The 26,151-nt window shown below is 69.7% G+C and carries 23 protein-coding genes; 9 read left to right on the forward strand and 14 right to left on the reverse strand.

The features are described from left to right. Positions 1-371: 371 nt before the first annotated feature. The 3 genes from ACJMNC_RS16840 (at position 372) to ACJMNC_RS16850 (ending at position 4,446) form a co-directional block, all read left to right on the forward strand. Complete coding sequence (locus tag ACJMNC_RS16840; RefSeq protein ID WP_408949110.1) at positions 372-1,244, forward strand: DoxX family protein; 873 nt, start codon at positions 372-374, stop codon at positions 1,242-1,244. A 44-nt stretch (positions 1,245-1,288) separates the two neighbouring features. Then, entirely contained in the window at positions 1,289-1,984 is a 696-nt protein-coding gene (locus ACJMNC_RS16845; RefSeq protein WP_408949111.1) for an MBL fold metallo-hydrolase, read from the forward strand. 107 nt (positions 1,985-2,091) lie between these two features. Further along, positions 2,092-4,446 carry an ATP-binding domain-containing protein gene (locus ACJMNC_RS16850; RefSeq protein WP_408949112.1) on the forward strand — a complete coding sequence of 785 codons (2,355 nt, stop codon included), beginning with the start codon at positions 2,092-2,094 and terminating at the stop codon, positions 4,444-4,446. 44 nt (positions 4,447-4,490) lie between these two features. Here the strand turns inward: ACJMNC_RS16850 and ACJMNC_RS16855 are convergent, their stop codons facing one another. Both ACJMNC_RS16855 and uvrB read right to left on the reverse strand, forming a co-directional pair. Beyond that, positions 4,491-4,934, reverse strand: coding sequence for a universal stress protein (locus ACJMNC_RS16855; RefSeq protein ID WP_408949113.1), 444 nt, complete (start codon positions 4,932-4,934; stop codon positions 4,491-4,493). A gap of 104 nt (positions 4,935-5,038) precedes the next feature. Beyond that, positions 5,039-7,192, reverse strand: a complete 2,154-nt coding sequence (gene uvrB / locus ACJMNC_RS16860; RefSeq protein ID WP_408949114.1) for an excinuclease ABC subunit UvrB — start codon at positions 7,190-7,192, stop codon at positions 5,039-5,041. A 144-nt stretch (positions 7,193-7,336) separates the two neighbouring features. Here uvrB and ACJMNC_RS16865 point away from each other — a divergent pair, with 144 nt between their 5' ends. The 3 genes from ACJMNC_RS16865 (at position 7,337) to ACJMNC_RS16875 (ending at position 9,216) form a co-directional block, all read left to right on the forward strand. Further along, the gene (locus ACJMNC_RS16865; RefSeq protein ID WP_408949115.1) at positions 7,337-8,134 is read left to right on the forward strand and encodes a hypothetical protein; all 798 of its coding nucleotides are present in this window, start codon (positions 7,337-7,339) and stop codon (positions 8,132-8,134) included. 106 nt (positions 8,135-8,240) lie between these two features. Further along, positions 8,241-8,684 carry a VOC family protein gene (locus ACJMNC_RS16870; protein ID WP_408949116.1) on the forward strand — a complete coding sequence of 148 codons (444 nt, stop codon included), beginning with the start codon at positions 8,241-8,243 and terminating at the stop codon, positions 8,682-8,684. Beyond that, the gene (locus tag ACJMNC_RS16875) at positions 8,677-9,216 is read left to right on the forward strand and encodes a DUF402 domain-containing protein (RefSeq protein WP_408949117.1); all 540 of its coding nucleotides are present in this window, start codon (positions 8,677-8,679) and stop codon (positions 9,214-9,216) included. The genes ACJMNC_RS16870 and ACJMNC_RS16875 overlap by 8 nt, the downstream gene beginning before the upstream one ends. A gap of 7 nt (positions 9,217-9,223) precedes the next feature. Here the strand turns inward: ACJMNC_RS16875 and ACJMNC_RS16880 are convergent, their stop codons facing one another. Together ACJMNC_RS16880 and coaE are read right to left on the reverse strand one after the other, a co-directional pair. Then, the gene (locus ACJMNC_RS16880; protein ID WP_408949118.1) at positions 9,224-9,814 is read right to left on the reverse strand and encodes a YdcF family protein; all 591 of its coding nucleotides are present in this window, start codon (positions 9,812-9,814) and stop codon (positions 9,224-9,226) included. An 88-nt stretch (positions 9,815-9,902) separates the two neighbouring features. Continuing rightward, positions 9,903-10,805 carry a dephospho-CoA kinase gene (gene coaE / locus ACJMNC_RS16885; RefSeq protein ID WP_408949119.1) on the reverse strand — a complete coding sequence of 301 codons (903 nt, stop codon included), beginning with the start codon at positions 10,803-10,805 and terminating at the stop codon, positions 9,903-9,905. A gap of 173 nt (positions 10,806-10,978) precedes the next feature. On the opposite strand from coaE, the gene ACJMNC_RS16890 reads away from it, so the two are divergent. Further along, complete coding sequence (locus ACJMNC_RS16890; protein WP_408949120.1) at positions 10,979-12,421, forward strand: lipase family protein; 1,443 nt, start codon at positions 10,979-10,981, stop codon at positions 12,419-12,421. Here ACJMNC_RS16890 and ACJMNC_RS16895 read toward each other — a convergent pair. From ACJMNC_RS16895 to ACJMNC_RS16915, 5 genes are all read right to left on the reverse strand, one after another. Next, positions 12,418-13,704, reverse strand: coding sequence for an MFS transporter (locus ACJMNC_RS16895; protein ID WP_408949121.1), 1,287 nt, complete (start codon positions 13,702-13,704; stop codon positions 12,418-12,420). The two genes, ACJMNC_RS16890 and ACJMNC_RS16895, sit on opposite strands and share 4 nt — an antisense overlap. Positions 13,705-13,729: 25 nt before the next feature. After that, the gene (locus ACJMNC_RS16900) at positions 13,730-14,947 is read right to left on the reverse strand and encodes a hypothetical protein (protein WP_408949122.1); all 1,218 of its coding nucleotides are present in this window, start codon (positions 14,945-14,947) and stop codon (positions 13,730-13,732) included. A gap of 112 nt (positions 14,948-15,059) precedes the next feature. Next, positions 15,060-16,094: a 4-hydroxy-2-oxovalerate aldolase gene (dmpG, locus tag ACJMNC_RS16905; protein ID WP_408949123.1), complete on the reverse strand. Its 1,035-nt coding sequence runs from the start codon at positions 16,092-16,094 to the stop codon at positions 15,060-15,062. After that, the gene (locus ACJMNC_RS16910) at positions 16,091-17,050 is read right to left on the reverse strand and encodes an acetaldehyde dehydrogenase (acetylating) (protein ID WP_408949124.1); all 960 of its coding nucleotides are present in this window, start codon (positions 17,048-17,050) and stop codon (positions 16,091-16,093) included. The genes dmpG and ACJMNC_RS16910 overlap by 4 nt, the downstream gene beginning before the upstream one ends. After that, positions 17,047-17,874, reverse strand: coding sequence for a 2-keto-4-pentenoate hydratase (locus ACJMNC_RS16915; protein WP_408949125.1), 828 nt, complete (start codon positions 17,872-17,874; stop codon positions 17,047-17,049). The genes ACJMNC_RS16910 and ACJMNC_RS16915 overlap by 4 nt, the downstream gene beginning before the upstream one ends. Before the next feature lie 134 nt (positions 17,875-18,008). On the opposite strand from ACJMNC_RS16915, the gene ACJMNC_RS16920 reads away from it, so the two are divergent. Further along, positions 18,009-18,734, forward strand: a complete 726-nt coding sequence (locus ACJMNC_RS16920) for an IclR family transcriptional regulator (protein ID WP_408949152.1) — start codon at positions 18,009-18,011, stop codon at positions 18,732-18,734. Positions 18,735-18,766: 32 nt separating this feature from the next. Here ACJMNC_RS16920 and ACJMNC_RS16925 read toward each other — a convergent pair whose 3' ends face one another. The 3 genes from ACJMNC_RS16925 to rpsA form a co-directional block, all read right to left on the reverse strand. Continuing rightward, entirely contained in the window at positions 18,767-19,225 is a 459-nt protein-coding gene (locus tag ACJMNC_RS16925) for an SRPBCC domain-containing protein (RefSeq protein WP_408949126.1), read from the reverse strand. Then, complete coding sequence (locus tag ACJMNC_RS16930; protein WP_408949127.1) at positions 19,222-19,566, reverse strand: ArsR/SmtB family transcription factor; 345 nt, start codon at positions 19,564-19,566, stop codon at positions 19,222-19,224. The genes ACJMNC_RS16925 and ACJMNC_RS16930 overlap by 4 nt, the downstream gene beginning before the upstream one ends. 254 nt (positions 19,567-19,820) lie before the next feature. Beyond that, positions 19,821-21,296 (reverse strand): 30S ribosomal protein S1, encoded by a 1,476-nt coding sequence (gene rpsA / locus ACJMNC_RS16935; RefSeq protein WP_408949128.1) that lies wholly within the window; start codon positions 21,294-21,296, stop codon positions 19,821-19,823. Between the two features lie 158 nt (positions 21,297-21,454). On the opposite strand from rpsA, the gene ACJMNC_RS16940 reads away from it, so the two are divergent. Then, complete coding sequence (locus tag ACJMNC_RS16940) at positions 21,455-22,282, forward strand: class I SAM-dependent methyltransferase (RefSeq protein ID WP_408949129.1); 828 nt, start codon at positions 21,455-21,457, stop codon at positions 22,280-22,282. Positions 22,283-22,284: 2 nt separating this feature from the next. Here ACJMNC_RS16940 and ACJMNC_RS16945 read toward each other — a convergent pair whose 3' ends face one another. Further along, positions 22,285-23,403, reverse strand: coding sequence for an isocitrate/isopropylmalate dehydrogenase family protein (locus tag ACJMNC_RS16945; protein ID WP_408949130.1), 1,119 nt, complete (start codon positions 23,401-23,403; stop codon positions 22,285-22,287). A gap of 1 nt (position 23,404) precedes the next feature. Beyond that, on the reverse strand, positions 23,405-26,131 hold the full coding sequence (gene polA / locus ACJMNC_RS16950; RefSeq protein WP_408949131.1) for a DNA polymerase I: 2,727 nt from the start codon (positions 26,129-26,131) through the stop codon (positions 23,405-23,407). Between the last annotated feature and the right edge of the window lie 20 nt (positions 26,132-26,151).

Below are 26,151 nucleotides of genomic sequence, written 5' to 3' on the forward strand. Positions count from 1 at the left end.
CGCCGATAGTTCACGCTGACCGAACCCCGCCGGAAATCACCGACCTCGGTCAACTCGCGCAGCAACCGCTCACGCTCGGCTTCGAGATCTTCCAACGACACACACGACATTGTTCCACCACCTGCCTGGTTGTTAAAGACACAACCAGACTAGAAGCCGACCTGGCCAAACCCCCGCAACCTACAAACGTGTCTCACACCCGGTCGCCGGCCGACCCGGTCCAGGCTAGGTGATGCGGTGTGCGAGCACCGCGCGAACTGCGCCAGACGGGTGACGGAGTCCGTGAAGGGCCGTAGCCTGGTTCACGGGTCCGGACCCATGCCCGGGAGGTTCCGGACCGGCGACCGTCCCGGTGCACGACATGAAGGCGAATGACCATGATTCTCCGCAAGATCACCCGCCCGCTGCTCGCTTCGGCCTTCGTGGCCTCCGGCGTGGAGGCCCTGCGCACGCCGGCAGCCCAGACCCGGACCGCGCAGCCGCTGGTCGACGGCGCCCGCAATGTCCTGCCCGAGCCCGCGGCGGCCGTCGTCCCCGCCGACGCCGCGCCGGTGGTCAAGATCAACGGCGCGGTGCAGATCGGCGCCGGCATCCTGCTGGCCACCGGCAAGGCCCCCCGGATCGCCTCCGGCGTGCTGGCCGGCACCCTGGCGCCGACCACCATGGTCCAGGCCGCGTTCTGGGCCGAGCCGGACCCGCAGCTGCGCGCCCTCAAGCGCGACGTCTTCATCAAGAACGTGGGACTGCTCGGCGGGGTGCTGCTGGCGGCCGCCGACACCGAGGGCAAGCCGTCGCTGGCCTGGCGCGGACGCCGCCGCGCCGAGGCCGCCAAGGCCGGTATCGCCGCCGCCCTGCCGTTCGGTGCGGCCGCCTCCAACTCCGCCCTGCAGCAGCTGGCCGACCGCGCCCAGCACGACGCGCAGGAGGCCGGTGAACGCGCCTCGGTGGTCGCCGACGCCGCGCGTGAGCGCGCCGGTGAACTGGCCGAGACCGTCGCCGACCGGGCACCCGTGCTGGCCGAGCAGGCCCGCGACCGGGCGGCCGACTGGGCCGAGACCGTCGCCGACCGGGCACCGGTGATCGCCGAGCAGGCCCGCGACCGGGCCTCGGCCTGGGCCGGGACCGTCGCCCAGCGTGCGCCGGAGATCGCCGACACCGTCCGGACGGACGCCCGCAAAGCCGGCCGCCGCGCCCGGCGGGATGCGAAGAAGGCCCGCGCCCGCCTCGAGAAGCTCGAGCGCTGACCGCAATCCTGCACAGCGCCGCCGGCCGCCGATAAGCTCGGGGTATGAGCACCCAGGTGACGATCTCCGACGACTACACCGGCGACCTGAGCGGGCACGACGACGACACGGTCCTGGCCCAGCGCCGGATCCTCGACAACGCCGCCGTCGTCAAGCTCTCCGTGGGTCCGATGGACAACAACGCCTACCTGGTCACCGATGCGGCGACCGGCGCGCAGCTGCTGATCGACGCCGCCAACGACGCGGACTCGATCCTGACCCTGCTCGGCACGGTGGACGGCCACCTCGTCGGCATCGTCACCACGCACGGCCACTTCGACCATTGGCAGGCGCTCGAAGCGGTGTCGTCGGCCACCGGTGTGCCCACAGCCGCCGGTGAGGCCGACGCCCCGGATCTGCCGATCGCCTCCGACCGGCTGCTGCGGGACGGCGACACCGTGACCGTCGGCGATCTGACCCTCGACGTGATCCACCTCGTCGGCCACACCAAGGGGTCCGTCGCCCTGGCGCTGACCGAACGCTCCGGCCGGGTGCACCTGTTCACCGGTGACTCCCTCTTCCCCGGCGGAGTCGGAAAGACCTGGCAGCCGGGCGATTTCGAGATTCTGCTCGGCCAGGTCACCGAGAAGCTCTTCGACCGCTACGGCGATGACACCGTGGTGTATCCGGGGCACGGCAAGGACACCACGCTCGGTGCCGAGCGGCCCGCGCTGGACTCCTGGCGCGAGCGGGGCTGGTGAGCCCGGCGCGGCGGCACGATCCCACGCCCCGGCACCGCTGAGCTCCGGTTCGCCGGGGCCTGCGGGCCCCGGCCGACCGCCGCGGGGATCGGTAGGATGGATTGATCGTGACTGCTGACTCTCCCCTGAATCCAGCTGCCGGCACCCCGGCCGCGGCACCCGCCGATCCGCGGCTGGCCGACGAGCAGACGCACCTCGACGCGGTCTACGGCCGGCTCGACCGGATGCGCGCCACCGCCAAACGCCGGCTCGGCGAGGTGTGGCTCGAGTCCGCCGAGACCCCGCAGGCGCTCTCGGAACGCGAGTCGTACGAACGCCTCTACACCGAGGCGATCACCAAGATCGACGCGGCCGAACACAATCTGTACTTCGGCCGGCTCGACATGGCCGACGAGGTGCCCGCCCCCGACGACGAGGAGACCCCTGTCGGAGAACCCGGTGCGGTGTACCGGATCGGCCGGATGGGCGTCCTCGACGACGACCAGACCAGCACCCTGCTGCTCGACTGGCGCGCCCCGCTCTCGCGCCCGTTCTATCTGGCCACCCCGGCGGCGCCGGAGGGCGTCGCCCGGCGCCGGCACCTGCGCACCCGCAGCCGCAGGGTCCGGGAGATCTCCGACGAGTACCTGCTGTCCGGAACCATCGACGGCGATCCGGCCGCGGCGAGCGTGGTGAACGAGGCCGCCCTGATCGACGCGCTCAACGCCGCCCGCACCGGCGAGATGACCGACATCGTCGAGACCATCCAGCGCGAGCAGGATGAGATCATCCGGTACCCCAAGCGCGGGGTGCTGGTGGTCCAGGGCGGTCCGGGCACCGGCAAGACCGCCGTCGCCCTCCACCGGGCCGCCTACCTGCTCTACACCCACCGGGACACCCTCTCGCGCAGCGGCGTCCTCATCCTGGGGCCCAATGAGGACTTCCTGCGCTACATCGGTCAGGTGCTGCCCTCGCTCGGCGAGACCGGTGTGCTGCTCTCCACCGTCGCCGACCTCTTCCCCGGGGTCCGGGCGCGCGGCACCGACACCCGCACAGCCGCCGCGCTCAAGGGCGACGGAAGCATGGTCGCCGTGCTGCGGGCCGCGGTCCGCGCCCGGCAGAGTCTGCCCGGCGAGGGAGTGATGCTCGACTTCGACGGCGAGGCGCTGCCGCTGGATCCGGAGATCGTCAAGCGCGCCCGGGCCGCGGCCCGCTCCACCCGGCGGCCGCACAATCTGGCCCAGCGCACCTTCCTGCGCGCCGCCCTCGACGAACTCGCGGCGCTCTCGGCGCGCGGCCTGGGTCTGTCCACGCTCGACGGCACTCCCCTGCTCACCGGTGACGACGTCGCCGACATCCGGGCCGAGCTGGAGAACGACGACGATCTGGTCGCCGCCGTGCTCGAGTACTGGCCGACCCTCACCCCGCAGGAGCTGCTGCGGGATCTGTACGCCGATACCGGACTGCGCCGCCGGGCCACCCGCGGCTGGCCGGACGCCGACCGGGACGCCCTGGCCCGGGCGGCCCGCCCGCTGCCCGACGACGCCGATCTGAGTCCGGCGGATGTTCCGCTGCTCGACGAGCTGGCCGAACTCATCGGCTACCGCACCGACGAGGCTCAGCGCGCCGAACGCGCACAGTGGCGCCGGCAGATCGCCGAAGCCCAGGACGCACTCGACATCCTGTCCGGTTCGGCCCCGCAGGACCTCGAGGACGAACTGGATCCCGAGATCCTGATGGCGTACGACCTCATCGACGCCACCACGCTGGCGCAGCGGCAGGAGACCGGGAGCCGGCTGACCACGGCCGAACGCGCCTACGAGGACCGGACGTGGGCCTTCGGGCATGTGATCGTCGACGAGGCGCAGGAGCTCTCGGCGATGGCCTGGCGCATGGTGATGCGCCGGATCCCCAACCGCTGGATGACCGTCATCGGTGACACCGCCCAGACCGGCGACGTGGCCGGCAGCACCTCGTGGGAGTCGGTGTTCGCCCCGTATGTCGCCAACCGGTGGCGGCTGCGCGAGCTCACCGTCAACTACCGCACCCCGTCGGAGATCACCCGCTACGCGAATCGACTCCTGACCCGGATCGATGCCGCGCAGACACCGCCGGAGTCCTTGCGCAGCAACGGGATCGAGCCCTACGCAGTGGCCGTGGCCGCCGCCGACCTGCTGCCGGCCGCCCAGCGGGTGGCCGCCGGTGCCGGAACCGCCGGGACCACCGCGATCATCGTCGCCGACGCGCGGGCCGCCGCGAGCGCCCCGCCGCGCGACCCGGAGGCGCGGGTGCAGGTGCTGGGCATCACCGCCGCCAAGGGGCTCGAGTTCGACACGGTGATCGTGGTGGAGCCGGCGGAACTGGCGGACGGCTCGCCGCGCGGGCTCTCGGACCTGTACGTGGCGCTGACGCGGGCCACGCAGCGCCTGGTGGTGGTGCACGCCGGAGATCTGCCGGAGGAACTGGCCGATCTACCGCACTGATCCCGCCGGCGGCGTACCGGCGGCGGGATCAGCGGGGTTCAAGACTAGGTGGTGTGGACGATCAGCACGTCGCAGGCGGCCTTGCGCGCGACGTCGGCGGGCACCGAACCCAGCAGCCGGCCGGCGATCGAGTTCAGGCCCTTGTTGCCGACCACCAGCAGGTCCGCCTGCACGTCGGTGACCAGCTGCAGCAGTGCCTCCACCGGTGCGCCCTTGACGCTGCGCTGCTGGATGTTGCTGGCGCCGGCGCCCTGAGCGTGCTCCTTGGCCAGGCGCAGAATCTCCTCGGTGGGCGAGCTTCCCATCACCTGGTAGGCCTCGTCGCCGAGTACGTCGCCGGCTGCCGAGGCCGACTTGCCGTCGTTCGGGAAGTAGGCACAGGCGATCACCAGGGTCGCGTCACCCGCGATGGCTCCCGCGCGCTCGACGGCTCGCAACGACGAATCAGATCCGTCGGTCCCGACGACCACGGTCGTGTATGCGCTCATCAGTGGATGTCCTCCGCTTCGTTCATCACCGGTCAACCGGTCCGGGTCCGGCCCGAACAGGAACGTCGAACAAGAACATACCCTGTTCGGCCGGTACAGCAGCGCTACTTGATCCCCGCAGCGTCCATTCCGCGCAGTTCCTTCTTCAGATCCGCGATCTCGTCGCGCAGCCGGCCCGCCAGCTCGAACTGCAGATCCCGGGCCGCCTGCATCATCTGTTCGGTGAGATCGTTGACCAGGTCGGCCAGTTCGGCGCGCGGCATCGACGAGACATCGCGCTGCTCGATCACCCCGGCGCTCGGCGAGGTGCTCAGCTCGCCCTGGGCGCGCCGACCGCGGCTGGCGTTGCGGCCGGAACCGCCCACCTCGAGGGTGTCGTCGGCCTCGGCGTAGACCTGGTCGAGGATGTCGGCGATCTTCTTGCGCAGCGGCTGCGGATCGACGCCCTTCTCGGTGTTGTAGGCGATCTGTTTGGCGCGCCGGCGTTCGGTCTCCTCGATGGCGTTGGCCATCGAATCAGTGACCTTGTCGGCGTACATGTGCACCTCGCCGGAGACATTGCGCGCCGCACGGCCGATCGTCTGGATGAGGGAGGTGGTGCTGCGCAGGAAGCCTTCCTTGTCGGCGTCGAGGATCGCCACCAGCGACACCTCCGGCAGGTCCAGGCCCTCGCGCAGCAGGTTGATGCCCACCAGCACGTCATACTCGCCGGTGCGCAGCTGGCGCAGCAACTCCACCCGGCGCAGGGTGTCGATGTCCGAATGCAGGTAGCGCACCCGGATACCGATCTCGAGGAGATAGTCGGTCAGATCCTCGGCCATCTTCTTGGTGAGCGTGGTGACCAGCACCCGCTCGTCCTGGTCGGTGCGCTCCCGGATCTCGTGGATGAGGTCGTCGATCTGGCCCTTGGTGGGCTTCACCACGACCTTCGGGTCGAGCAGACCGGTGGGCCGGATGACCTGCTCGACGAACTCGCCGCCGGACTGGCCGAGCTCGTACGGTCCCGGGGTGGCCGACAGGTACACCGTCTGCCCGATCCGGCCGGCGAACTCGTCCCAGGTGAGCGGGCGGTTGTCGACGGCCGAGGGCAGCCGGAAGCCGAACTCGACCAGGTTCCGCTTGCGCGACATGTCGCCCTCGTACATGGCGCCGATCTGCGGCACCGTCACATGCGACTCGTCGATCACCAGCAGGAAGTCGTCCGGGAAGTAGTCGATCAGGGTGGCCGGAGCGCTGCCGGCCTCACGTCCGTCGATGTGCCGCGAATAGTTCTCGATACCCGAGCAGAAGCCCACCTGCCGCATCATCTCCAGGTCGTAGGTGGTGCGCATCCGCAGCCGCTGGGCCTCGAGGTACTTGCCTTTCGCCTCGAAGTCGGCCAGCCGTTCCTCCAGTTCGGCCTCGATCGCCTCCATCGCCTTGGCCATGCGCTCGGGTCCGGCCACGTAGTGGGTGGCCGGGAAGATGCGCAGGCTCTCGACCTGGCGGACCACGTCGCCGGTGAGCGGGTGCAGATAGTAGAGCGCCTCGACATCGTCGCCGAAGAACTCGATGCGCACCGCGAGCTCCTCGTACGACGGGATGATCTCGACGGTGTCGCCGCGCACCCGGAAACTGCCGCGGGTGAACGCCATGTCGTTGCGGGAGTACTGAACGTCGACCAGCAGCCGCAGCAGCGCGTCGCGGTCGATGGTCTCGCCCACCGACAGTTCCACCGAGCGGTCCAGGTACGACTGGGGGGTGCCCAGACCGTAGATGCACGACACCGACGCGACCACCACCACGTCGCGCCGGGACAGCAGACTCGAGGTGGCCGAGTGGCGCAGCCGCTCGACGTCGTCGTTGATCGAGCTGTCCTTCTCGATGTAGGTGTCCGTCTGCGCGATGTACGCCTCGGGCTGGTAGTAGTCGTAATACGAGACGAAGTACTCGACGGCGTTGTTCGGGAGCATCTCGCGCAGCTCGTTGGCCAGCTGCGCCGCCAGAGTCTTGTTGGGCGCCATCACCAGGGTGGGGCGCTGGACCCGCTCGATCAGCCAGGCGGTGGTCGCCGACTTGCCGGTACCGGTGGCACCGAGCAGCACCACGTCCTTCTCGCCGTCGTTGAGCCGACGCTCCAGATCGGCGATCGCGGTGGGCTGGTCACCGGCGGGCTCGTGCTCGCTGACCACCTCGAACCGGGCGTCCGACCGCTCGATTTCACCGATCGGGCGGTACTCGGAATGCGCGACCACCGGCTGTTCTGCTGCGAATGCCATATCACCAGGGTAGACATCGCCTCCGACACCGCCCACCGGCTCGCTGTCGATCACCCGACCGACAGTGCGGTGCACCCGGACCGGAACCGTATGCGAGACTTTCCCTCGTTCTTCTCATCGATCCCTCAGGAAGTCAGCGCGATTATGACAACTCCGCCCCACCAGCCGGGTCAGCCCGGCCAGCCGGGTCAGCCGCTCGCCGGGCAGCCCGGTCAGCAGGTTCCCCCCGGTCAGCAGGTTCCCGCCGGCCAGCAGGTTCCCGCCGGTCAGCAGGTTCCCGCCGGCCAGCAGGTTCAGCAGCCGCCGGCCGGCGGATTCGCGCCGATTCCCGGCGGCCAGAACTACCCGGCACCGGCGCCCGAGCCGGCTCCGGGCCGCTCGAAGCGTCCGCTGCTGATCCTGGCCGTCGTGATCGTGGTGGTGGCGATCATCGCCATCCTGTCTGCGACCGTGTTCAAGGACAAGGACAGCGGCACCTCGGTCGAGTCGAGCCCGGTCGGCTCCTGCGTCACGGTCGAGGGCACCACGGACGTCAAGACCAAGGCCGTCGACTGCGACACCACGCAGGTCTCCTACATCGTCGGCGCCACGCTCGACTCCGCCGATGCCTGTGAGGCCGGCGGCTACGAGTACTCGGTCTCGGAGTACGGGAGCGGCGCCAGCGAGAAGGTCTCCTGCCTGATCGGGAACTATCAGCTGGGCAGCTGCTACGAGCAGTCTTCGGTCTCGGTCGGCATCGACCTGACCACGGTCGACTGCTCGGAGGAGTCGTCGACGATCACCACCCGGTTCAAGATCACCGAGCGCGTCGACTCGTCGTCGGTGCCGAACTGCTCGGACCCCGCCAAGCAGAAGGTGATCACCTACGACATCCAGAGCGACCCGGCACGGCAGCTGGGCGTGTGCGCCGAGATCCTCGGCGCGGACTACACCTGGGAGTAGTCACCGGTCGTCGACTACTCGCCCCGGTGCGCCTGCGCCGGGGCGAGGACGTCTGCGCTCCCCCGATCACCGCGCGGATGTCGGCGCAGGCGTCTACCGTGTGCCCATGTCCGATATGCCTGCCACCCCGAACATCACCGCGATCACCCTCGGCGTCCGTGATGTCGCCGCGTCCACGGTCTTCTACACCGAGGGCCTCGGCTTCACGCTGATCAACTCGATCGACGGTGAGATCGTCTTTGTGCAGGCCGGTCCCGGACTGATGCTCGCGCTGTGGAATGTGCGGTCCATGCCGGCCGAATACGGCGACGTGGCGCACGGGCCGGCGGCACCACCGATATCGCTGGGGCACAACGTCTCCGAAGCGACGCAGGTCCATCGGCTCTACGACCGCGCACTCGCCGCCGGCGCCGTCCCGGTCAGCGCGCCCGAAGAGCGGCCCTGGGGCGGGACCAGCGCATGCGTGGCCGACCCGGACGGGTTCCGCTGGGACTTCGTACACAATCCGGCGTTCTCGGTGGCGGCCGACGGGACGGTGAGTTGTGTCTGAGGCCCCGGCCGTGGATCTGCACCCGCCCAAACGCGAGGTCTTCGACGTGGCCGCGCAGACCAACACCGACAACAAGGGGGTCGAGCGTCCGGTTGAGAACTACCGGGAGACGCCGGCGGGCCTGTACATGTCCCGGACCGCCGATCACCCCCGCTTCAGTCACCTCGAGTCCTGGCTGCTGCCGGCGCTCGGCCTGCGGGCGAGCCGGTTCCACTTCACCGCCGGCAACGATCCCGGATGGCGCACCTACCTCGATGTGGGCGCCTTCTCCGGTCCCGACGCGCAGGGCCGCTGGCACAGCGTGGACTGGTATCTCGACCTGATCGACGTCCCGGGCCGGCCACTCGAGCTGGTGGACGTCGACGAGCTCTTCGCCGCACAGACCGCCGGCCTGCTGGCGCTCCCGGACGCCGTGCGCGCCACCGAGATCGCCGTGGCGGCGCTCACCGGTACGGCGCGCGCCGCGGACGATGTCCAGACCTGGCTCGAGGAGTCCGTCGGGGCACCGCTGCCCTGGCTCGAGCGGAAGTGAGCGCTGCTCAGGCGTAAGCGGGACGGAAGGTCAGGTCCGCGTGCTGCCGGCCGGCGGCGTCCCGGAAGTTCTTCAGCGCCCGCTTCATGTGGAACTGATTGGTCACCACCACCGCACCGCTGGCGCCCATCCCCGCGAGCATGCCGACGGTGTTCTGCGCGTTCTCGACTGTGGAGGTGGACCGGTCCTCGTTCACCATCTGCCAGACCGGCACGCCCCGGCGCAGCAGCCCGACGTTCATGAACTGTGCCTCGGTGACCGGCAGCCACCAGGTGGCGCCGCCGCTGACCACCACCCGGTTGACGGGATGCCGCCGGGCCAGGCCCGCCGCCCGGTCGAGCCTCTGCTGCAGAACGCCGGGCAACTGTCCATTCGGCTCGGGCCGCGCGCCGAGCACCACGATGTACCGCCGCGTGACGTCTCCCCATAGAAACGAGCTGACCGTCGACGAGGCCTGCCGCACGTCGGTTCTCATCTCGTGTGCGGGCGCCGTCGCCGTCGCCGCCAGCGCGGGTACGGCCACCAGGCCGACGCCGGCCACCGCGGCGAACCGGTGATGAGTGCGCCGCCGATGTCGTCTGAACGTATGAATCCGCATGGCCGAATCGTGGGTAACCCACGGCGGTCCGGTCAACCGGTGTTGCCGGATCTTGAGGTTCGCGTGATGGGACCCAGATCGGTGCGCGTCAGTCCGCGAGGGCCACGACCACCGTCGCCGGGCGACCCGGATCGGCGCTGGCGTACCGGCCGCTTCCGTCGGGCGGGAAGCCGCCCGCGGTCAGCAGCGGACCCAGGTCCTCCGCGGCTGCCGCGTCCCGCACGGTGATCCGCAGCTCCGGCACGCCGGCCTCGCCGGCGGCCGCCACCGCAGTGGCCTTGTCGCCGGCGATCGCCCACAGCCGGTTGGTCAGCCGGCCCGGCAGTGCCTCCCGATCGGGTTCGGCGGCCGCCCAGTGCGGGTCGACCGTCGCGGGCCGGCCGGCCCGGATGTTGGCCTCGAGCGGCCGCAACCGTTCGTCCCAGATCCGGCCCGCCGCCACCGCCAGCTGCTCCGGGGTGCCCGAATTGTCCAGCCACACGTCGGCGACCGCCCGGCGCTGCGCGTCGTCGGCCTGAGCGGCGATCCGGGCACGCGCATCGTCGGCGTCGAGACCGCGCAACGTCGTCAGCCGTTCCAGGCGCAGCGCCTCGTCGGCGCCGACGATGACGACGAGATGGAAGAACGGCGCCATCTTGCTCTCTACCAGCAACGGAATGTCCTGTACGACAACCGCATCGGTGGGTGCCTCGTCGATCAGCTGCTGGGTCCGGGCGCCGATCAACGGGTGGGTGATGGAGTTGAGCAGGGTGCGGCTCTGCTCGTCGGCGAAGGCCCGCGCCGCCAGAGCCGGCCGGTCGAGCGCGCCGTCCGCACCGAGGATCTCAGGACCGAAGGCATCGACCAGTTGCCGCAGACCGTCACTGTCCGGTTCCACCACCTCCCGGGCGATCTTGTCCGCATCCACCAGATAGCCCCCGCGCTCGGCGAAGGTCCTGGCCACCGTCGATTTTCCGGCACCGATACCACCGGTCAGTCCAACCCTGATCACTCCCTCAGTCTGCCAGCCCGGCGGAGGCGGGTACCGCCCGACCGCGCAGATGCCGACGCGAGCGACACCGCCGAACACTGATCAGTGACCTGTATCACAGTCGGTGCTACGGTCACTCCGAAACGACGCCACGTCCACGGGGTCACGGGGTGCCCCGGCAGGAGATCACAGCCATGAGGAGTTCAGCAGCCGGCGACCGGCGCCGCCGGAGACGACCGGCCGCACCCCGCACGGCCTCGATGCTGGTCGCCGTCGTCCTCACCGCGCTGGCCGTCACCGCGCCGGCGGCCCCGGCGTCGGCCAAGCCGCTGTCTCACGAGCCGTTCACCATGGGTGCGATGCCCGAGGAGATCCCCGGGGCGATCGACGAGATCGTCCCCTCCGCGCCGTATCCGCAGCTGCGGACCATCCCGCAGCGGGCTGCCACGCCCGGAGCGAGCCACCGGCTCCAGGAGTTCCGCGCGGCCGTCCTCCCCGATCCGACCGGCGACCCGTTCTTCGACCGCTGGGCACCCGACCTGCCGGATCGCCGGCCGGGCGAGCTGCTGGCACACCGGAGTGTGACCGCTGCGGCCGCACCGCTGGTCACCGCTCCGATCGCCGAGGCCACCCAGATCAAGTTCGCCACCCGCGACGCGCTCGACCAGCCCGCCTTCGGCACCGCTACCGTGCTGGTCCCCCGGAGCCCGTGGCCGGGCACAGGCGCCCGGCCGATCCTGGTGAACAATCTGCCGATCGATTCCCTCGGCGCCGCCTGCACGCCCGGCATGACCCTGGCGCACGGCGTGGGTATCGCCACCGGCGCCACCGACTTCGTTCCGCCCACCACCCAGCTGGCCCTAGCCCGCGGCTACACCGTGATCGTTCCCGACCACCAGGGACCGCGGATGGCGTACGCCGAACCGACCACCGCCGGGCACATCGTTCTCGATTCCCTCCGGGCCGCCGGTGCCCTGGACCGGGAGGCCTACGGCCGGAGCCCCATCGCGATGACCGGCTATTCGGGCGGCGCCATCGCGACCAACGGCGCCGCCGCACTGGCCGGCTCCTACGCACCGGAGTTGTCCGATCGGATGGTGGGCGCCGCCCTCGGCGGGGTGCCGGCCGACTTTCAGCTGCTGGTGGGGTCGATGAACGCCAACCTGGCGACCGGGCTGTTCCACGCGGCCACCTTCGGGATCGCACGGGAGCGGCCGCGGATGCTCACCATGGCCAATCACGCCACTGAGTGGCTGGCCACGTCACCGCTGAAGAACGTCTGCGTGATCCCTGCCGCGCTGGCCGGCGGCACGTTCCTGCCGATGCAACTGCTGGCCAACCACCCGGACCCGTTCCACTCCCCGATCGCCGAGGAGATCTACTCGGCGACCAGGATGTCAGACAAGAAATCCGAGGTGCCGCTGTACATCTATCAGGGCGGCCAGGAGTTCTGGATTCCGGCGATCGGTGCCCGCAACCTGTATCGCGCGCAATGCCGGCTGGGTGCGAACGCCGCCTACCGCGAGGTGCTCGGCGAACACGCGATCGCCGCGGTGACCGGCTACCCGGAGGCGCTCTCCTGGCTCGACGCCCGGCTGCGCGGCTCCCCGGCCCGGTCGGAGTGCCCGCGGGGTTAGCTGTGCGTGGGTGAGCTGTGCGCGGCCTGCCCGTGCGCACCCCCGAGCCACAGGCTCCGCCGGAACAGCGGAATGCCCACGAGGGCCGCGAGGATCAGGATGCCGGCCGCCATCGCGGTGAGCGAGGAGTAGCCGAGCGCCTTGGCGACATACGACGGGACCAGCGCCCCGATCACCGCGCCGCCGGCGATGATGCCGTTGAGCAGCCCCATCGCCGACCCCTCGGAACCCGGTGCCAGGCCGGCGATCATCATGGTCGCGGCCGCCACGACGAAGGTGTACGCGATCGCTGCGATCACCAGGCCGGCACCGCCGATGTAGGCCATACCGCCGGCGTGGACGTGCGAGACGCCGAACATCACCCCGAAGGAGACCGTCATCATCGCGATGCCCAGCAGCAGCACCTGCCCGGCTCCCCAGCGGCCGGCCAGGGTGCCGGCCAGCGGATAGCACAGCGTGCCCACCGCGGCACCGGCCAGGAACAGCCAGGACGAAATGGACGCCGAGACGTCGAAGGCGTCGCGCATCACCAGCGGCACCACATTGAAGAAGGTCTGCACGCCGGTCATCACCAGCAGCCACATCAGCAGGAACAAGCCGTACTTCCCGGCGAGACCGGCGAGCGGTCCGGCACCGGCCGGTCGCGGTTCCGCCGCGGCCGGACCGAGCGCGGGCAGTTTGATCCGCGCCAGCACGGTGCCGGCCAGCAACAGCGCGGCGGTGATCAGCCAGCCGGTCTTCAGTTCGGCGACGGCGACCGCGGCGATCACCAGGCCCACCACCTGCCCGGCGCCGTAGGCGAGCCGGAACCAGCTCAGCCGCTGATTCCATTCCTCCCGCGGGTGCGCCTCAACGACGAAGAGACCGGCCACCGAGCACGCCAGGGAGCCCGCCCCGCCGAAGATCAACGCGAACAGCGCCCACAGCCACGTGCCCTCGACGAAGGCGAAGGCGGCGACACCGGCGGCCATCGCCGGGAAGCAGCCGACGAAGACGATCCGCTGCCATCCCCGCCGATCGGTGAGACTGCTCAGGACCGGGGCGAAGAGCCCGCCGACGTAGAAGGCGGCGACCACCAGCCCGACCGCGGTGGCGTCGCCGCCGGCCGCGTCGACGGTGACCGGCATGAAGATCGGCGCCACGCCGAGCACCAGGATGCCGACCACCCCATAGGCACTGAACCAGGGTTCGACCCATTTCAGCACGCCGGCGACGACGTTCCCGGTTCTCGAATCCCCACCGCCGGCGAGTCTGGGCGCCGCTTCCTTCCCGGTTGTCTCCACGGCTTAGCACTCTACCGAGTGCCGATCAGGCTCCGGTCAGTTCGAAGAGCTCGCCGGGGGTGCCGGCCTGCGCCAGCGTCTTTCCGTCGTCGAGGCCCACGGCGTAGAGCTTCTCGGTGGCCGGGTCGCTGACATAGGCGACGTCGTCGATCACCTCGAGCACCGGCATCGCCTCCTGCCAGTCGTCCGGCTCGGTCCATGCGTCGATCACCGGGTAGTGGGCGGTGCGGCGGCCTGCCGTGTCGAAGACGTGCAGAGCCCCGTCGGAGCCGAGCAGGACCGCCTCACCGCCGCGGCCGCGGCCGAGGGAACGGAAGCTGTACGTCGCGTCGATCGGGTGCGGGGTGATTGTGCCCGCGACGGTGTCGATCAGTGCGAACCGGCGCGGCCGTTCCAGCTCGGCGTCCTTGTCGGTCTTGTAGTCGGTGAGCACCACCGGCGAGTCCTCGTCACCGGCCTGATTGCCCAGCCGGGCGTACGGGTCGGGCGCGGTGATCTTGGTGATCTGCTCGCCCCGCACCAGCAGGGCCCCGTCCTCGCAGCCGAAGGTCAGCGCTCCGCCGGCCGCGGCTCCCTCGCCGTGCAGGCCGGGGCAGGAGTCGTTCTCGGCCAGGGTCTTCCCGTCGGCGCCGCGGATCTGCAGGCCGCTGCGGCTGTCCTCGTCGCCCACCGAGATCACCACACTGCCGTCCGCGCGGGCCACCGCCACTCCGTGGTGGGCGGGCACGGTGAACTCGTCGATCACCGCGTCCGGGGTCCCCAGCTTGCCGGTGTCGAGGACGCGCACGGTGCCGGTGCCGTCGTCGAACAGGGTGGTGCGACCGTCGTGGACCACCACGTGCCCGGGCTTCTCGGCGGCGTAGTCGATACCGGTGAGCCGCGGCTGCACGGTGTAGTGGTGGGAGTGGTCGCCGTGCGCCTCGCTCCACGAACCCATGTCGATGAGCTCGAATCCGTCTGCGGTGGAGGCGAAGACGTACCGGTCGTCACCGGCCGGGTTCAGCCGCACGAAGCCCTCGAGCGGCAGGTCGGCGACGCTGCTCAGGTCGGTGGCGTCATAGATCTGGACACCGCCGTCGTAGGCGGCGGCCAGTCGCGGAGAGGCGCTGCGCTGTTCGGTCGGTGTGACCGAGGAAGCCGGGGAACCACTTGCCGCCGAGTCGGTTTCGGAGTCACCGGAGCAGGCGGTCAGGCTCATGGCGAGCACGGCGGACACTGTCAGAATCGTCGGAATTGTTCGCATGCCGACGAGTGAACACTCTAATGAAAATTATTGTCAAAAATGCATACGCGCATGCGACGAGGCGCCGGACTGCGCCGGCGCCTCGTCGTGAAGCGGTATCGGGTGCGAATGCTCAGACCGCGGCGGCCTGCGCCTCCTCACGCTCGCTGACCAGATTCAGCGCGATGTCGACGATCATGTCCTCCTGACCGCCGACCAGCCGGCGCTCGCCGCAGACGGTGAGGATGTCGCGCACGTCCAGGTCGTAGCGATCGGCAGCGGCCTCGGCATGCCGCAGGAACGACGAGTACACGCCGGCATAGCCGAGCGTGAGAGTCTCCCGGTCCACCCGCACCGGCCGGTCCTGCAGCGGACGCACCAGATCGTCGGCGGCGTCCTCGAGGGCGTTGAGATCGCAGCGGTGCTCGAAGCCCGAGAGATTGGCCACCGCGACGAAGGCCTCGATCGGGCAGTTGCCCGCCCCCGCGCCGTGACCTGCGAGCGAGGCGTCGACGCGGTAGATGCCGTTCTCCACCGCGATGACCGAGTTGGCCACCGAGAGGGACAGGTTCTCGTGCGCGTGGATACCGATCTCGGTCTCGGGCTTGAGTGCGTCGCGGTACGCCCGGGCCCGGGCCTCGACGTCCTTCATGGTCAACCGGCCGCCCGAGTCGGTGATGTACACACAGTGCGCGCCATAGGATTCCATCAGCGTGGCCTGCTTCGCCAGCACCTCCGGCGGCGCCATATGCGAGAGCATCAGGAAGCCGGAGACGTCCATGCCGATCTCCCGGGCCGCCTCGATGTGCTGTGCGGAGACGTCGGCCTCGGTGCAGTGCGTGGCCACCCGCACCGAGCGCACGCCCAGATCGTAGGCGTGCTTGAGGTCGTCGACCGTGCCCACACCTGGCAGCAGCAGCGTGGTCAGCCGGGCGTTCTCGATCGCCCCGGCCGCCGCCTCGATCCACTCCCAGTCGGTGTTGGAGCCGGGACCGTAGTTCACGGTGCCACCGGCCAGACCGTCACCGTGGGCCACCTCGATGGCATCCACACCGGCCGCATCCAGCGCACCGACGATGCGCGTCACGTCCTCCGGCGTGATGCGGTGCCGGACGGCGTGCATGCCGTCACGCAGCGTGACGTCCTGAACAAAGATCTTGTGGCTCATGCCTTCTCCTCCTCCGCAGCCGCGGCCGCGATGCGCTCGGCGTACTGCAGGCCCGCCGAGGTCATGATGTCCAGGTTGCCGGCGTATGCGGGCAGGTAGTGGGCGGCGCCCTCCACCTCGAGGAAGATCGACACCTGATGGGTGGGCCGGTCGTCTCCCTCCTCGGCGAGCAGCGTCTGCACCGGAGTGGTCTCCGGGATCTCGGTGATCTGCACGCGCTGCTTGAGCCGGTAGCCCGGCACGTAGGCGGCGACGTCGTCGACCATCTTCTCCACCGAGAGCCGGATCTGCTCCTGAGTGTCCTCATCGGGAGCGTCGACCAGCACGTACACCGTGTCCCGCATGATCAGCGGCGGCTCGGCCGGGTTCAGGATGATCACGGCCTTGCCGCGGCGCGCGCCGCCGACCTGCTCGATGGCCGCCGAGGTGGTCTCGGTGAACTCGTCGATATTGGCGCGGGTGCCCGGTCCCGCGGACTTCGAGGCGATGGACGCGACGATCTCGGCGTAGGCCACCGGGACCACTCGTGCCACGGCCGCGACCATCGGGATGGTCGCCTGCCCGCCGCAGGTCACCATGTTGGCGTTCGGGGCGTCGAGGTGCTCGTCGAGATTCACCGCCGGCACCACGTACGGGCCGATGGCCGCGGGGGTCAGGTCGATCAGCCGCTTGCCGAGCGGGGTCAGGATGCCGGCATTGTGCTCATGGGCCTTGGCGCTGGTGGCGTCGAAGACGATGTCGATCTCGTCGAAGCCGTCCATCTTCACCAGGCCCTCGACGCCTTCGGCCGTAGTGGGCACACCCATCCGGGCCGCCCGGGCGAGCCCGTCGGAGTCCGGATCGATGCCGACCATGGCACCCATCTCGAGGTGTTTGGCGGTACGGATCACCTTGATCATCAGGTCGGTGCCGATATTGCCCGAGCCGATGATCGCGACCTTCTTCTTGGTGCTCACTGAGCACTCCCTTCACTGAAGCGGGCGGTCACTGAGCCCAGCCCGGAGATTTCCACGGTCACCTCGTCGCCGGCGGCGAGCGGCCGCATGGGGCCGAGCGCTCCGGAGAGGATGACCTGTCCGGCGCGCAGCGGCTCGCCGAAGTCCCGCGCGGCCCGGGCCAGCCAGGCCACCGCGTTCAGCGGATCGCCGAGGCAGGCCGCACCGTCGCCGGTGGACACCTCCTCGCCGTTGATCAGCATCCGCATGCCGGTGTCGACCGGACTGAACTCGTCGAGGCTCTTGCGGGTGGTGCCCAGCACGTACACGCCCGACGAGGCGTTGTCGGCGACGGTGTCGGCGAAGGCGATGTCCCAGCCGTCGATCCGGCTGTCGCAGACCTCGATGGCGGGCACGCCGTAGTCCACGGCGGCCCGGACCTGCTCGACGTCGAGATCGCCGTCGGCCAGATCGGATTTGAGAACGAAGGCGATCTCGGCTTCGGCCTTGGGCTGCAGCAGCCGGTCGACGGGGACCACCTCGCCGTCGCCGTAGGCCATGTCGTCGAGCAGCACGCCGAAGTCGGGCTGGTCCACGCCCATCTGCTCCTGGACGGCCTGCGAGGTGAGACCGATCTTGCGGCCGACCACCGTGGCGCCGTCGGCACGGCGGCCCGCGATGAGCTGCTCCTGGACGCGGTAGGCCGCGGCCAGATCGGACGGGCCGATCAGTTCGCGCACCGGCGCGCAGGCCCGGCGGCTGGTCAGGGCGGTCAGCAGGCGCTGCGCGGCGGCGGCCTCGGCCTCCGGTCCGCCGACGGCGGTGGGATCAGTGGTCTGGGTCATACACTCCATGGTCGCCGCCGGCGCCGCCCACCAGAAGGCATCCGTCTCGCTGAGCGAGACGCACCGGTATCGTGGGTTCTGTGACCGCCCCGACTCCCCCGCCGTCTCCGCCGGACAGTGTGATCGGCAAGGTGATGCTGATCCTGCGCTCGTTCACCGTCGACGACGCCGAGCTCTCGCTGGCCGAGATCGTGCGCCGGACCGGTCTGCACAAGGCGACCGCGCACCGACTGGCCGGTGAGCTCGTGGAGCAGCGACTGCTCGACCGGAGCCCGAGCGGCTACCGCCTCTCCGGTGGACTGTTCGAGCTCGGCATGCTGGCCTCGGTCGAGCGCAGTCTGCTGGAGTTGGCGATGCCCTTCCTGCAGGATCTGTACACCCGCACCCAGGAGACCGTGCACCTGGGCGTCCTCGACGGCACCGAAGTGCTGTACGTGGCCAAACTCGGCGGTCACCGGCAGGCCAGCTCGCCGTCGCGCACCGGTGGCCGGATGCCGCTGTACTGCACCGGAATCGGTAAATCGCTGCTGGCCTTCGGCGAGCCCGGGCTGCGCAGGCAGGTGCTGTCCCGGCCGCTGCCCCGCCGCACCCCGCGCACCGTGGTGGCCCCGGGGCTGCTCGCCCGGCAGCTCGACACCGTCCGGGAGACCGGCGTTGCCTTCGAGATCGAGGAGTCCACCGTCGGCATCGCCTGCGTCTCCGCACCCGTGCTGTCCGTGGCCGACAACTCGGTGATCGCGGCGATCAGTGTGACCGGACCGGTCAGCCGCTTCCGCCCGGACGTGCACGCCGACGCGGTGCGGGCGGCCGCCGGCGGCATCGCATCAACCCTGCACCGCCGCAAAGCCCTGCGAGGTTGATCGCGCGACGGACGGCTTGCTGATCCAGAGGGTTAAGCGACTTCCGCCAGTCGATCGAAACTCGCGTCCATCCCCGCACCCATGCCGGAGGCGTAGGCCGCGTCCCGAGCCTCCTGCGACACATAGACGATCGTGCCAGTCATCACGGTCCGCTCACCATCGGCACTGAAGGTGATCTCATGACGGGCGGGCGGCAGGTCGACATCGCTCATCTGCTCAGTCGTGACCAGACGGTTGGGCTCGTCGGCTTCCAGGACCTCGCCGTGGATCTCAAGCGTTCCCTCGGGATACTGCCAGACCCATCTGTACGACCCGCCGTTCCGGACGTCCATGTCGCACACCTCGAACGTCGTGCCAGAATGCGGGCCCGTCATCCAGGTTCGGACGATGTCCGGCGTCGTGTAGGCGGCCCACACCCGCTGTGGCGAGGCGTCGAACGTACGGGTGTAGCGAATGCTCGTCTCATCGGGGAGACTGAACTCGGTTTTCATGTCTGCTCTCCTTCTCGTTTGGGTTCTTCGACGACTGCAGCGAGACGGTCGAGTGCAGCATCCATCTGTTCCTCGAACTGAGAGACATAGATCGCCGCCCTCACGAGCGAGTCGATCGCGAGGATGCCGTAAATGCGGGTGCCGTCCCGCTGACGGCTGATCAGCCCCGCCTCCTCGAGCACCTTCAGATGCTTGGACACGGTCGGCTGCCGCAGCGAAACTCCCGCCGCCGGATCTCCGGCGGTGAGGGGCCCCTTCTGCAGTCTCTTGAGCATCGCCCTACGTGTCCGGTCCGACAGCGCCATGAAGATCCGGTCGAGCTGATCCTCATCGGATTCCATAGCCTCGCTCCTTATATCGCCCATCCTCCCCACGTCAACCCCGCAGCCCGAGACGGATAGCCCTCAGGACGACGTGTCCACCCCTGCCGGCGAACCTCCGCGTCCTTCATGCGATCTCCAGATCTTCGCGCGGCGGACCGGTCTGCCGCGCGAACGTTGTGGAGTCGCGTTCAGCGGTGACAGATCCGGTGGCCCCGGTGATCGGAGTCGATCACCGGGGCCACCGGGTGTGCTTACTGCGTGCGGAGCACTGATCAGGCGTTGCCGGTCAGCTTCTCCCGCAGTGCCGCGAGCTGCTCGTCGCTGGCCAGCGAGCCGCCGGCCGGAGCCGCGTTGCTCGAGGACGAGGACGAGGAGGAGGACGACGCCGAAGACGAGGAGTACTCGCCCGAGCCGGCGTTGTCGGCCTCGGCGGCCGCCGCGGCGAACTTCTCCATCTGCGCGGTGTGCATCTTGTGACGGCGCTCGGCCTCGGCGTACCGGGCCTCCCACTCCTCACGCTGCTTGTCGAAGCCTTCGAGCCACTCGTTGGTCTCCGAGTCGAAGCCCTCCGGGAAGATGTAGTTGCCCTGCTCGTCGTAGCTGTCGGCCATGCCGTACTTGCTGGGGTCGAACTCTTCGGTGTAGTCCTCGTTGGCCTGCTTCAGCGACAGCGAGATCCGGCGACGGTCCAGGTCGATGTCGATGACCTTGACCATCGCGTCGTCGCCCACGGCCACGACCTGGTCCGGCACCTCGACATGGCGCTCGGCCAGCTCGGAGATGTGCACCAGACCCTCGATGCCCTCCTCGACGCGCACGAACGCACCGAACGGCACCAGCTTGGTGACCTTGCCCGGCACGATCTGGCCGATGGCATGGGTGCGGGCGAACTGACGCCACGGATCTTCCTGAGTCGCCTTGAGCGACAGCGAAACCCGCTCGCGGTCCATGTCGACGTCGAGCACCTCGACGGTGACCTCGTCGCCCACGGCCACGACCTCGGACGGGTGGTCGATGTGCTTCCAGGACAGCTCGGAGACGTGCACCAGGCCGTCGACGCCGCCGAGATCGACGAAGGCGCCGAAGTTGACGATCGAGCTGACGACGCCCTTGCGGACCTGGCCCTTGGCGAGCTTGTTGAGGAACTCGCTGCGCACCTCGGACTGGGTCTGCTCGAGCCAGGCGCGGCGCGACAGGACCACGTTGTTGCGGTTCTTGTCGAGCTCGATGATCTTGGCCTCGACCTCCTTGCCGATGTACGGCTGCAGGTCGCGCACGCGACGCATCTCCACCAGCGACGCCGGGAGGAAGCCGCGCAGGCCGATGTCCAGGATCAGGCCGCCCTTGACGACCTCGATGACGGTGCCCTTGACGGCCTCGTCCTTCTCCTTGAGCTCCTCGATCGTGCCCCAGGCCCGCTCGTACTGAGCGCGCTTCTTCGACAGGATCAGCCGACCTTCCTTGTCCTCCTTGGTGAGGACCAGGGCTTCGACCTCGTCGCCGACGGCGACGACTTCACTGGGATCGACATCATGCTTGATGGACAGTTCGCGCGAGGGGATCACGCCTTCGGTCTTGTAACCGATGTCCAGCAGAACCTCGTCGCGATCGACCTTGACGATGGTGCCCTCGACGATGTCGCCATCGTTGAAGTACTTGATCGTGGAGTCGACGGCGGCAAGGAAGTCCTCGGCCGAGCCGATGTCGTTGACGGCTACCTGCGGCGAGGAAATGGTGGGGGACGACATATGTTGAGTTGCTCCGGACGGATATGTAGTAGGTATGAGGATGCGCGCGCGCAGAGCGCACGCAGCTGACAGGCTACTCCACCAGCTCTGTCCAGCACAAATGTTCGTGGGCCGTCGGCCTGCGTCCGACGCCGCCGGGCGCCGGTAAGGTCGGTGCCGTGACCGACGATTCGCCCATCCGACCGCCCCGGCTGCTCGGCGAGATCGACTCCGACACCAGCGAGCGCGCCAATCGCACCTGGTGGGACGGCGAAGCCGACGGCTATCAGGCCGAACACGGCGCCTTTCTGGGCAACCGGCTCCCGGGCGGCGACTTCGTCTGGGGCCCGGAGCGGCTGCGGGAGGACGACGCACGTCTGCTCGGCGAGGTCGCCGGCCGCGATGTGCTGGAGATCGGCTGCGGTGCCGCGCCGTGTGCCCGCTGGCTGACCGCCCGCGGCGCGCATGCCGTCGGGCTGGACCTCTCGCACGCGATGCTGCGCCACGGCGTGGCCGCGATGGCCCGTGACGAGCGGCCCACGCCGCTGGTGCAGGCCGGCGCCGAGCGGCTGCCGTTCGCCGCCGAGAGCTTCGACATCGCCTGCTCGGCGTTCGGTGCGGTGCCGTTCACCGCCGACTCGGCCCGGGTGATGGCCGAGGTGGCGCGGGTGCTGCGGCCCGGCGGACGCTGGGTCTTCGCCACCAACCACCCGATGCGCTGGATGTTCCTCGACGACCCCGGCCCCGACGGGCTGGTGGTGCGGCTGTCGTACTTCGACCGCACCCCGTATTCGGAGGTCGCCGACGACGGCGAGGTCAGCTACGTCGAACACCACCGGACCATCGGCGACCGGGTCCGCGAGATCGTCGCGGCCGGGCTGATCCTCGAGAACATCGTCGAACCGGAATGGCCCGACGACCTGCAGGAGGAGTGGGGGCAGTGGTCGCCGCTGCGCGGCTCCTATTTCCCCGGCACCGCGATCTTCTGCTGCCGCAAACCCGCCTGAGCTCAGCGATCGAGCCGGGCGTGCACGGCCTCGGCGAAGACGGCGGTGGACGCGCTGCCGCCGATGTCGGCGGTGGCGATGCCCGCGCCGAGCGTGGCGTGCACCGCGGCGGTGACCGCGGAGGCCGCCTCGTCGATCCGCCGATCGCCGGTGCGGGCGGCCTGCCACTGCAGCAGCAGCACCACCGAGCCGATCATGGCGACCGGATCGGCCACTCCCCGCCCGGCGATATCCGGCGCGGCCCCGTGCACTGCCTGGGCCATCGCCCGGCTCGCCGAGCAGTTGATCGACGCCGCGAGGCCGAGCGATCCCGACAGCTCGGCGGCGAGGTCGGAGAGGATGTCGCCGAACAGGTTCTCGGTGACGATCACGTCGAAGTCGGCCGGACGCCGGACCAGCAGCGCCGCCATCGCATCGACGTGCTGATCGTCGACGTCGACATCCGGGTAGTCGGCGGCCACCTCGAAGCACACATCGCGGAACAGGCCGGTGCTCAGCCGCAGCACATTGGCCTTGTGCACCACCGTCACCCGCGGCCGGCGGCCCGGACGCCGGCGCGAGCGCGCCGCCTCGAAGGCCTGCCGGGCGATGCGCTCGGTGGCGGCCCGGGTGATCATCCCCACCGACAGGGCGATGTCCGGGGTGGGCATGAACTCGCCGCTGCCGACCGCCATGTTGCGGTCAGCGTAGAGCCCTTCGCTGTTCTCCCGCACGATCAGCAGGTCGATGTCGGGCGCGGTGGCAGTGACTCCCGGAAGTGCTTGCGCCGGACGAAGATTGGCGTACATCCCACCGTGGTTCCGGAGCACTCCGCCGGGCGGGGTGCCGGCCCGCAGCGCGGGCGGGTACGAGGCGCTGTCGTGCGGACCGACCACCCACAGCTCGTAGCCGGTGAGCGCGTCGAGCGTCTCCGCCGGCAACGGTTCTCCGTAGGAGGCGATCGCCTGCGCACCGAACGGCAGTGTCGTCCACTCGCTGCGCACGCCGCGGCGCCCGAGCGCCTCCTGGGCCAGGCCCACCGCCACCGGCACCACCTCGGGGCCGATCCCGTCGCCGTCGAGAACCGCCAGGCGCATCATCGGCTCGGGTGAGTGATCGGCTGCCGTCCGCCCATCGGTCATGTCAGTGCGCCGCGTCGTCCCACGACCGGCCGAAGCCGACCGAGACGTCCAGGGGCACCGACAGTTCGATGGCACCGCCCATCTCCTCGCGGACCAGTGCCTCGACCTGCTCGCGTTCGCCGGTCGCCACCTCGACGACCAGTTCGTCGTGCACCTGCAGCAGCATCCGGCTGGCCAGCTTCTCATCGACGATCCGGCGTGCGACATTGATCATCGCCACCTTGATGATGTCGGCGGCGGTGCCCTGGATGGGGGCGTTGAGCGCCATCCGCTCAGCGGACTGGCGGCGCTGGAAATTGTCCGAGTTCAGATCCGGCAGATAGCGGCGACGGCCGAAGAGCGTCTCCGTGTACTCCTTGGTCCGGGCCTCGACGACCACCTCGTGCAGATAGTCGCGCACTCCGCCGAACCGCGCAAAGTACTGGTCCATCTGGTCGCGTGCCTCCTCGCGGCTGATGCCCAGCTGCGCGGCCAGGCCGTAGGCGCTCAGACCGTAGGCCAGCCCGTACGACATCGCCTTGACCCGATGGCGCATCTGCGCATCCACCTGGTCGATCGGCACGCCGAAGGCCCGCGAACCGACGAAGTTGTGCAGGTCCTCACCGGTGTTGAAGGCCTCGATCAGCCCCTCGTCCCGGGACAGGTGCGCCATGATGCGCATCTCGATCTGCGAGTAGTCGGCCGTCATCAGGCACTCGTAGCCGGAGCCGACGACGAAGCCGCCGCGGATCTGCCGGCCGGCGTCGGTGCGCACCGGGATGTTCTGCAGGTTCGGTTCGGTCGAGGAGAGCCGGCCGGTGGCGGCCACGGTCTGGTTGAAGGTGGTGTGGATCCGCTGATCGTCGGCCACCGACTTGAGCAGGCCGTCGACGGTCACCTTGAGCCGGGTGGCGTCGCGGTGTTCGAGCAGGTATTTGAGGAAGGGATGCTCGGTCTTCTCGTAGAGCGAGGCCAGTGCGTCGGCGTCGGTGGTGTAGCCGGTCTTGGTCTTCTTGGTCTTCGGCATGTCGAGCTTGTCGAAGAGCACCGCCTGCAGCTGCTTCGGCGAACCGAGGTTCACCTGCTCGCCGATCACCTCGTACGCCGATTCGGCGGCATCGCGGACCCGCTGGGCGAACTGCCCCTCGAGCTCCTGGAAGTGCTCGGCGTCGACGGCGATGCCCGTGGCCTCGAGTTCGGCGAGCACGAAGGCCAGCGGCAGCTCCATCTCGGTGAGCAGCCGGGTCTCGTCGATCCGCTCGAGCTCGGTGTCGAGGGTGTCGGCGAGTTCGGCGACGGCCTGCGCGGACAGCATCAGCTGCTCGGCGGCTCGGGCCTGGTCGGCGTCGTCGTCGAGCAGCGAGAGCTGCCCGTCGTCGGTCGCACCGTCGTCGGCCTTGAGTTCGCGCCGCAGATAGCGCAGGGCCAGATCGTCGAGGTTGAAGGTGCGCTGGCCGGGCCGCACCAGGTAGGCGGCCAGGGCGGTGTCGGAGGTGACGCCGGCCAGCCGCCAGCCGCGTCCGCGCAGCGCGTGGATGGCCCATTTGACCTCGTGGACGGCCTTGGCGGCGTCCTCGTCGGCCAGCCACTGGCCCAGCGCCGCCTCGTCGTCGGCGTCGAGTTCCACCGGATCGAGGTGGGCGGCCTGTCCGTCGGCGCCCGCGATCGCCAGGGCCGCGGTGTCGGCGCCGACCACCACGCGTGACCCGGCCACCGCCAGCCCGCTGCGGCCCGTCCGGGCATGCGCGTCGAGCCAGACCCGCACCTGCCCGGCCTGCAGCCGGGTGCCGTTGACCTCGAAGCCGGCCTCGGCCTCCGGCTCCACCGAGCTGAGGGTGTTGAACAGCCGATCGCGCAGCACCTTGAACTCGAGATCGTCGAACAGCCGGTGAATCGCGTCGCGGTCCCACGCGGCCAGTGCCAGTTCGTCCGGGCCCACCGGCAGCGCCATGTCGCGCACCATCTCGGTGAGTTCCCGGTTCAGTTGCACCGCAGCGAGATTCGCGCGCAGCGAGTCGCCCACCTTGCCGCGCACCTCGTCGGCGTGGTGCACCAGGGATTCGAGGGAGCCGTATTCGCGGATCCACTTCGAGGCGGTCTTCTCCCCCACTCCCGGAATGCCGGGCAGGTTGTCGCTGGGATCGCCGCGCAGCGCCGCGTAGTCCGGGTACTGCTCCGGGGTGAGTCCGTACTTCTTCTCCACCTCCTCCGGGGTGAAGCGGGTCAGCTCGGAGACACCGCGTTTGGGGTAGAGCACGGTGATCTGGTCGTCCACCAGCTGCAGCGAGTCGCGGTCGCCGGTGACCACCAGCACGCGATATCCGGCGGCGCGCGCCTGAGTGGCGAGCGTGGCGATGATGTCGTCGGCCTCGTAGCCCTCTTCGGCGAGCACCTCGATGCCCATGGCGCGCAGCACGTCCTTGGTCAGATCCACCTGCCCCTTGAACTCGTCGGGCGATGAGGACCGCTGCGCCTTGTACTCGGGGAACATCTCCGACCGGAAGGTCTGCCTGGAGACGTCGAAGGCGGCCGCGATATGCGTGGGCGCCTCGTCGCGCAGCAGGTTGATCAGCATCGACGTGAAGCCGTACACCGCATTGGTCGACTGCCCGGTGTTGGTCTTGAAGTTCTCCGCCGGCAGCGCGAAGAACGCCCGGTAGGCCAGCGAGTGGCCGTCGAGCAGCATCAGGACCGGTTGCTGGTCGGTGGTGCGGGCGGACGCGGCGGGGGCACTCTTCGCGGGACTCACGTCAGCGAGTCTAGTGACGC

The organism is Gordonia sp. VNK21 (assembly GCF_046098115.1).
Lineage (GTDB): Bacteria > Actinomycetota > Actinomycetes > Mycobacteriales > Mycobacteriaceae > Gordonia.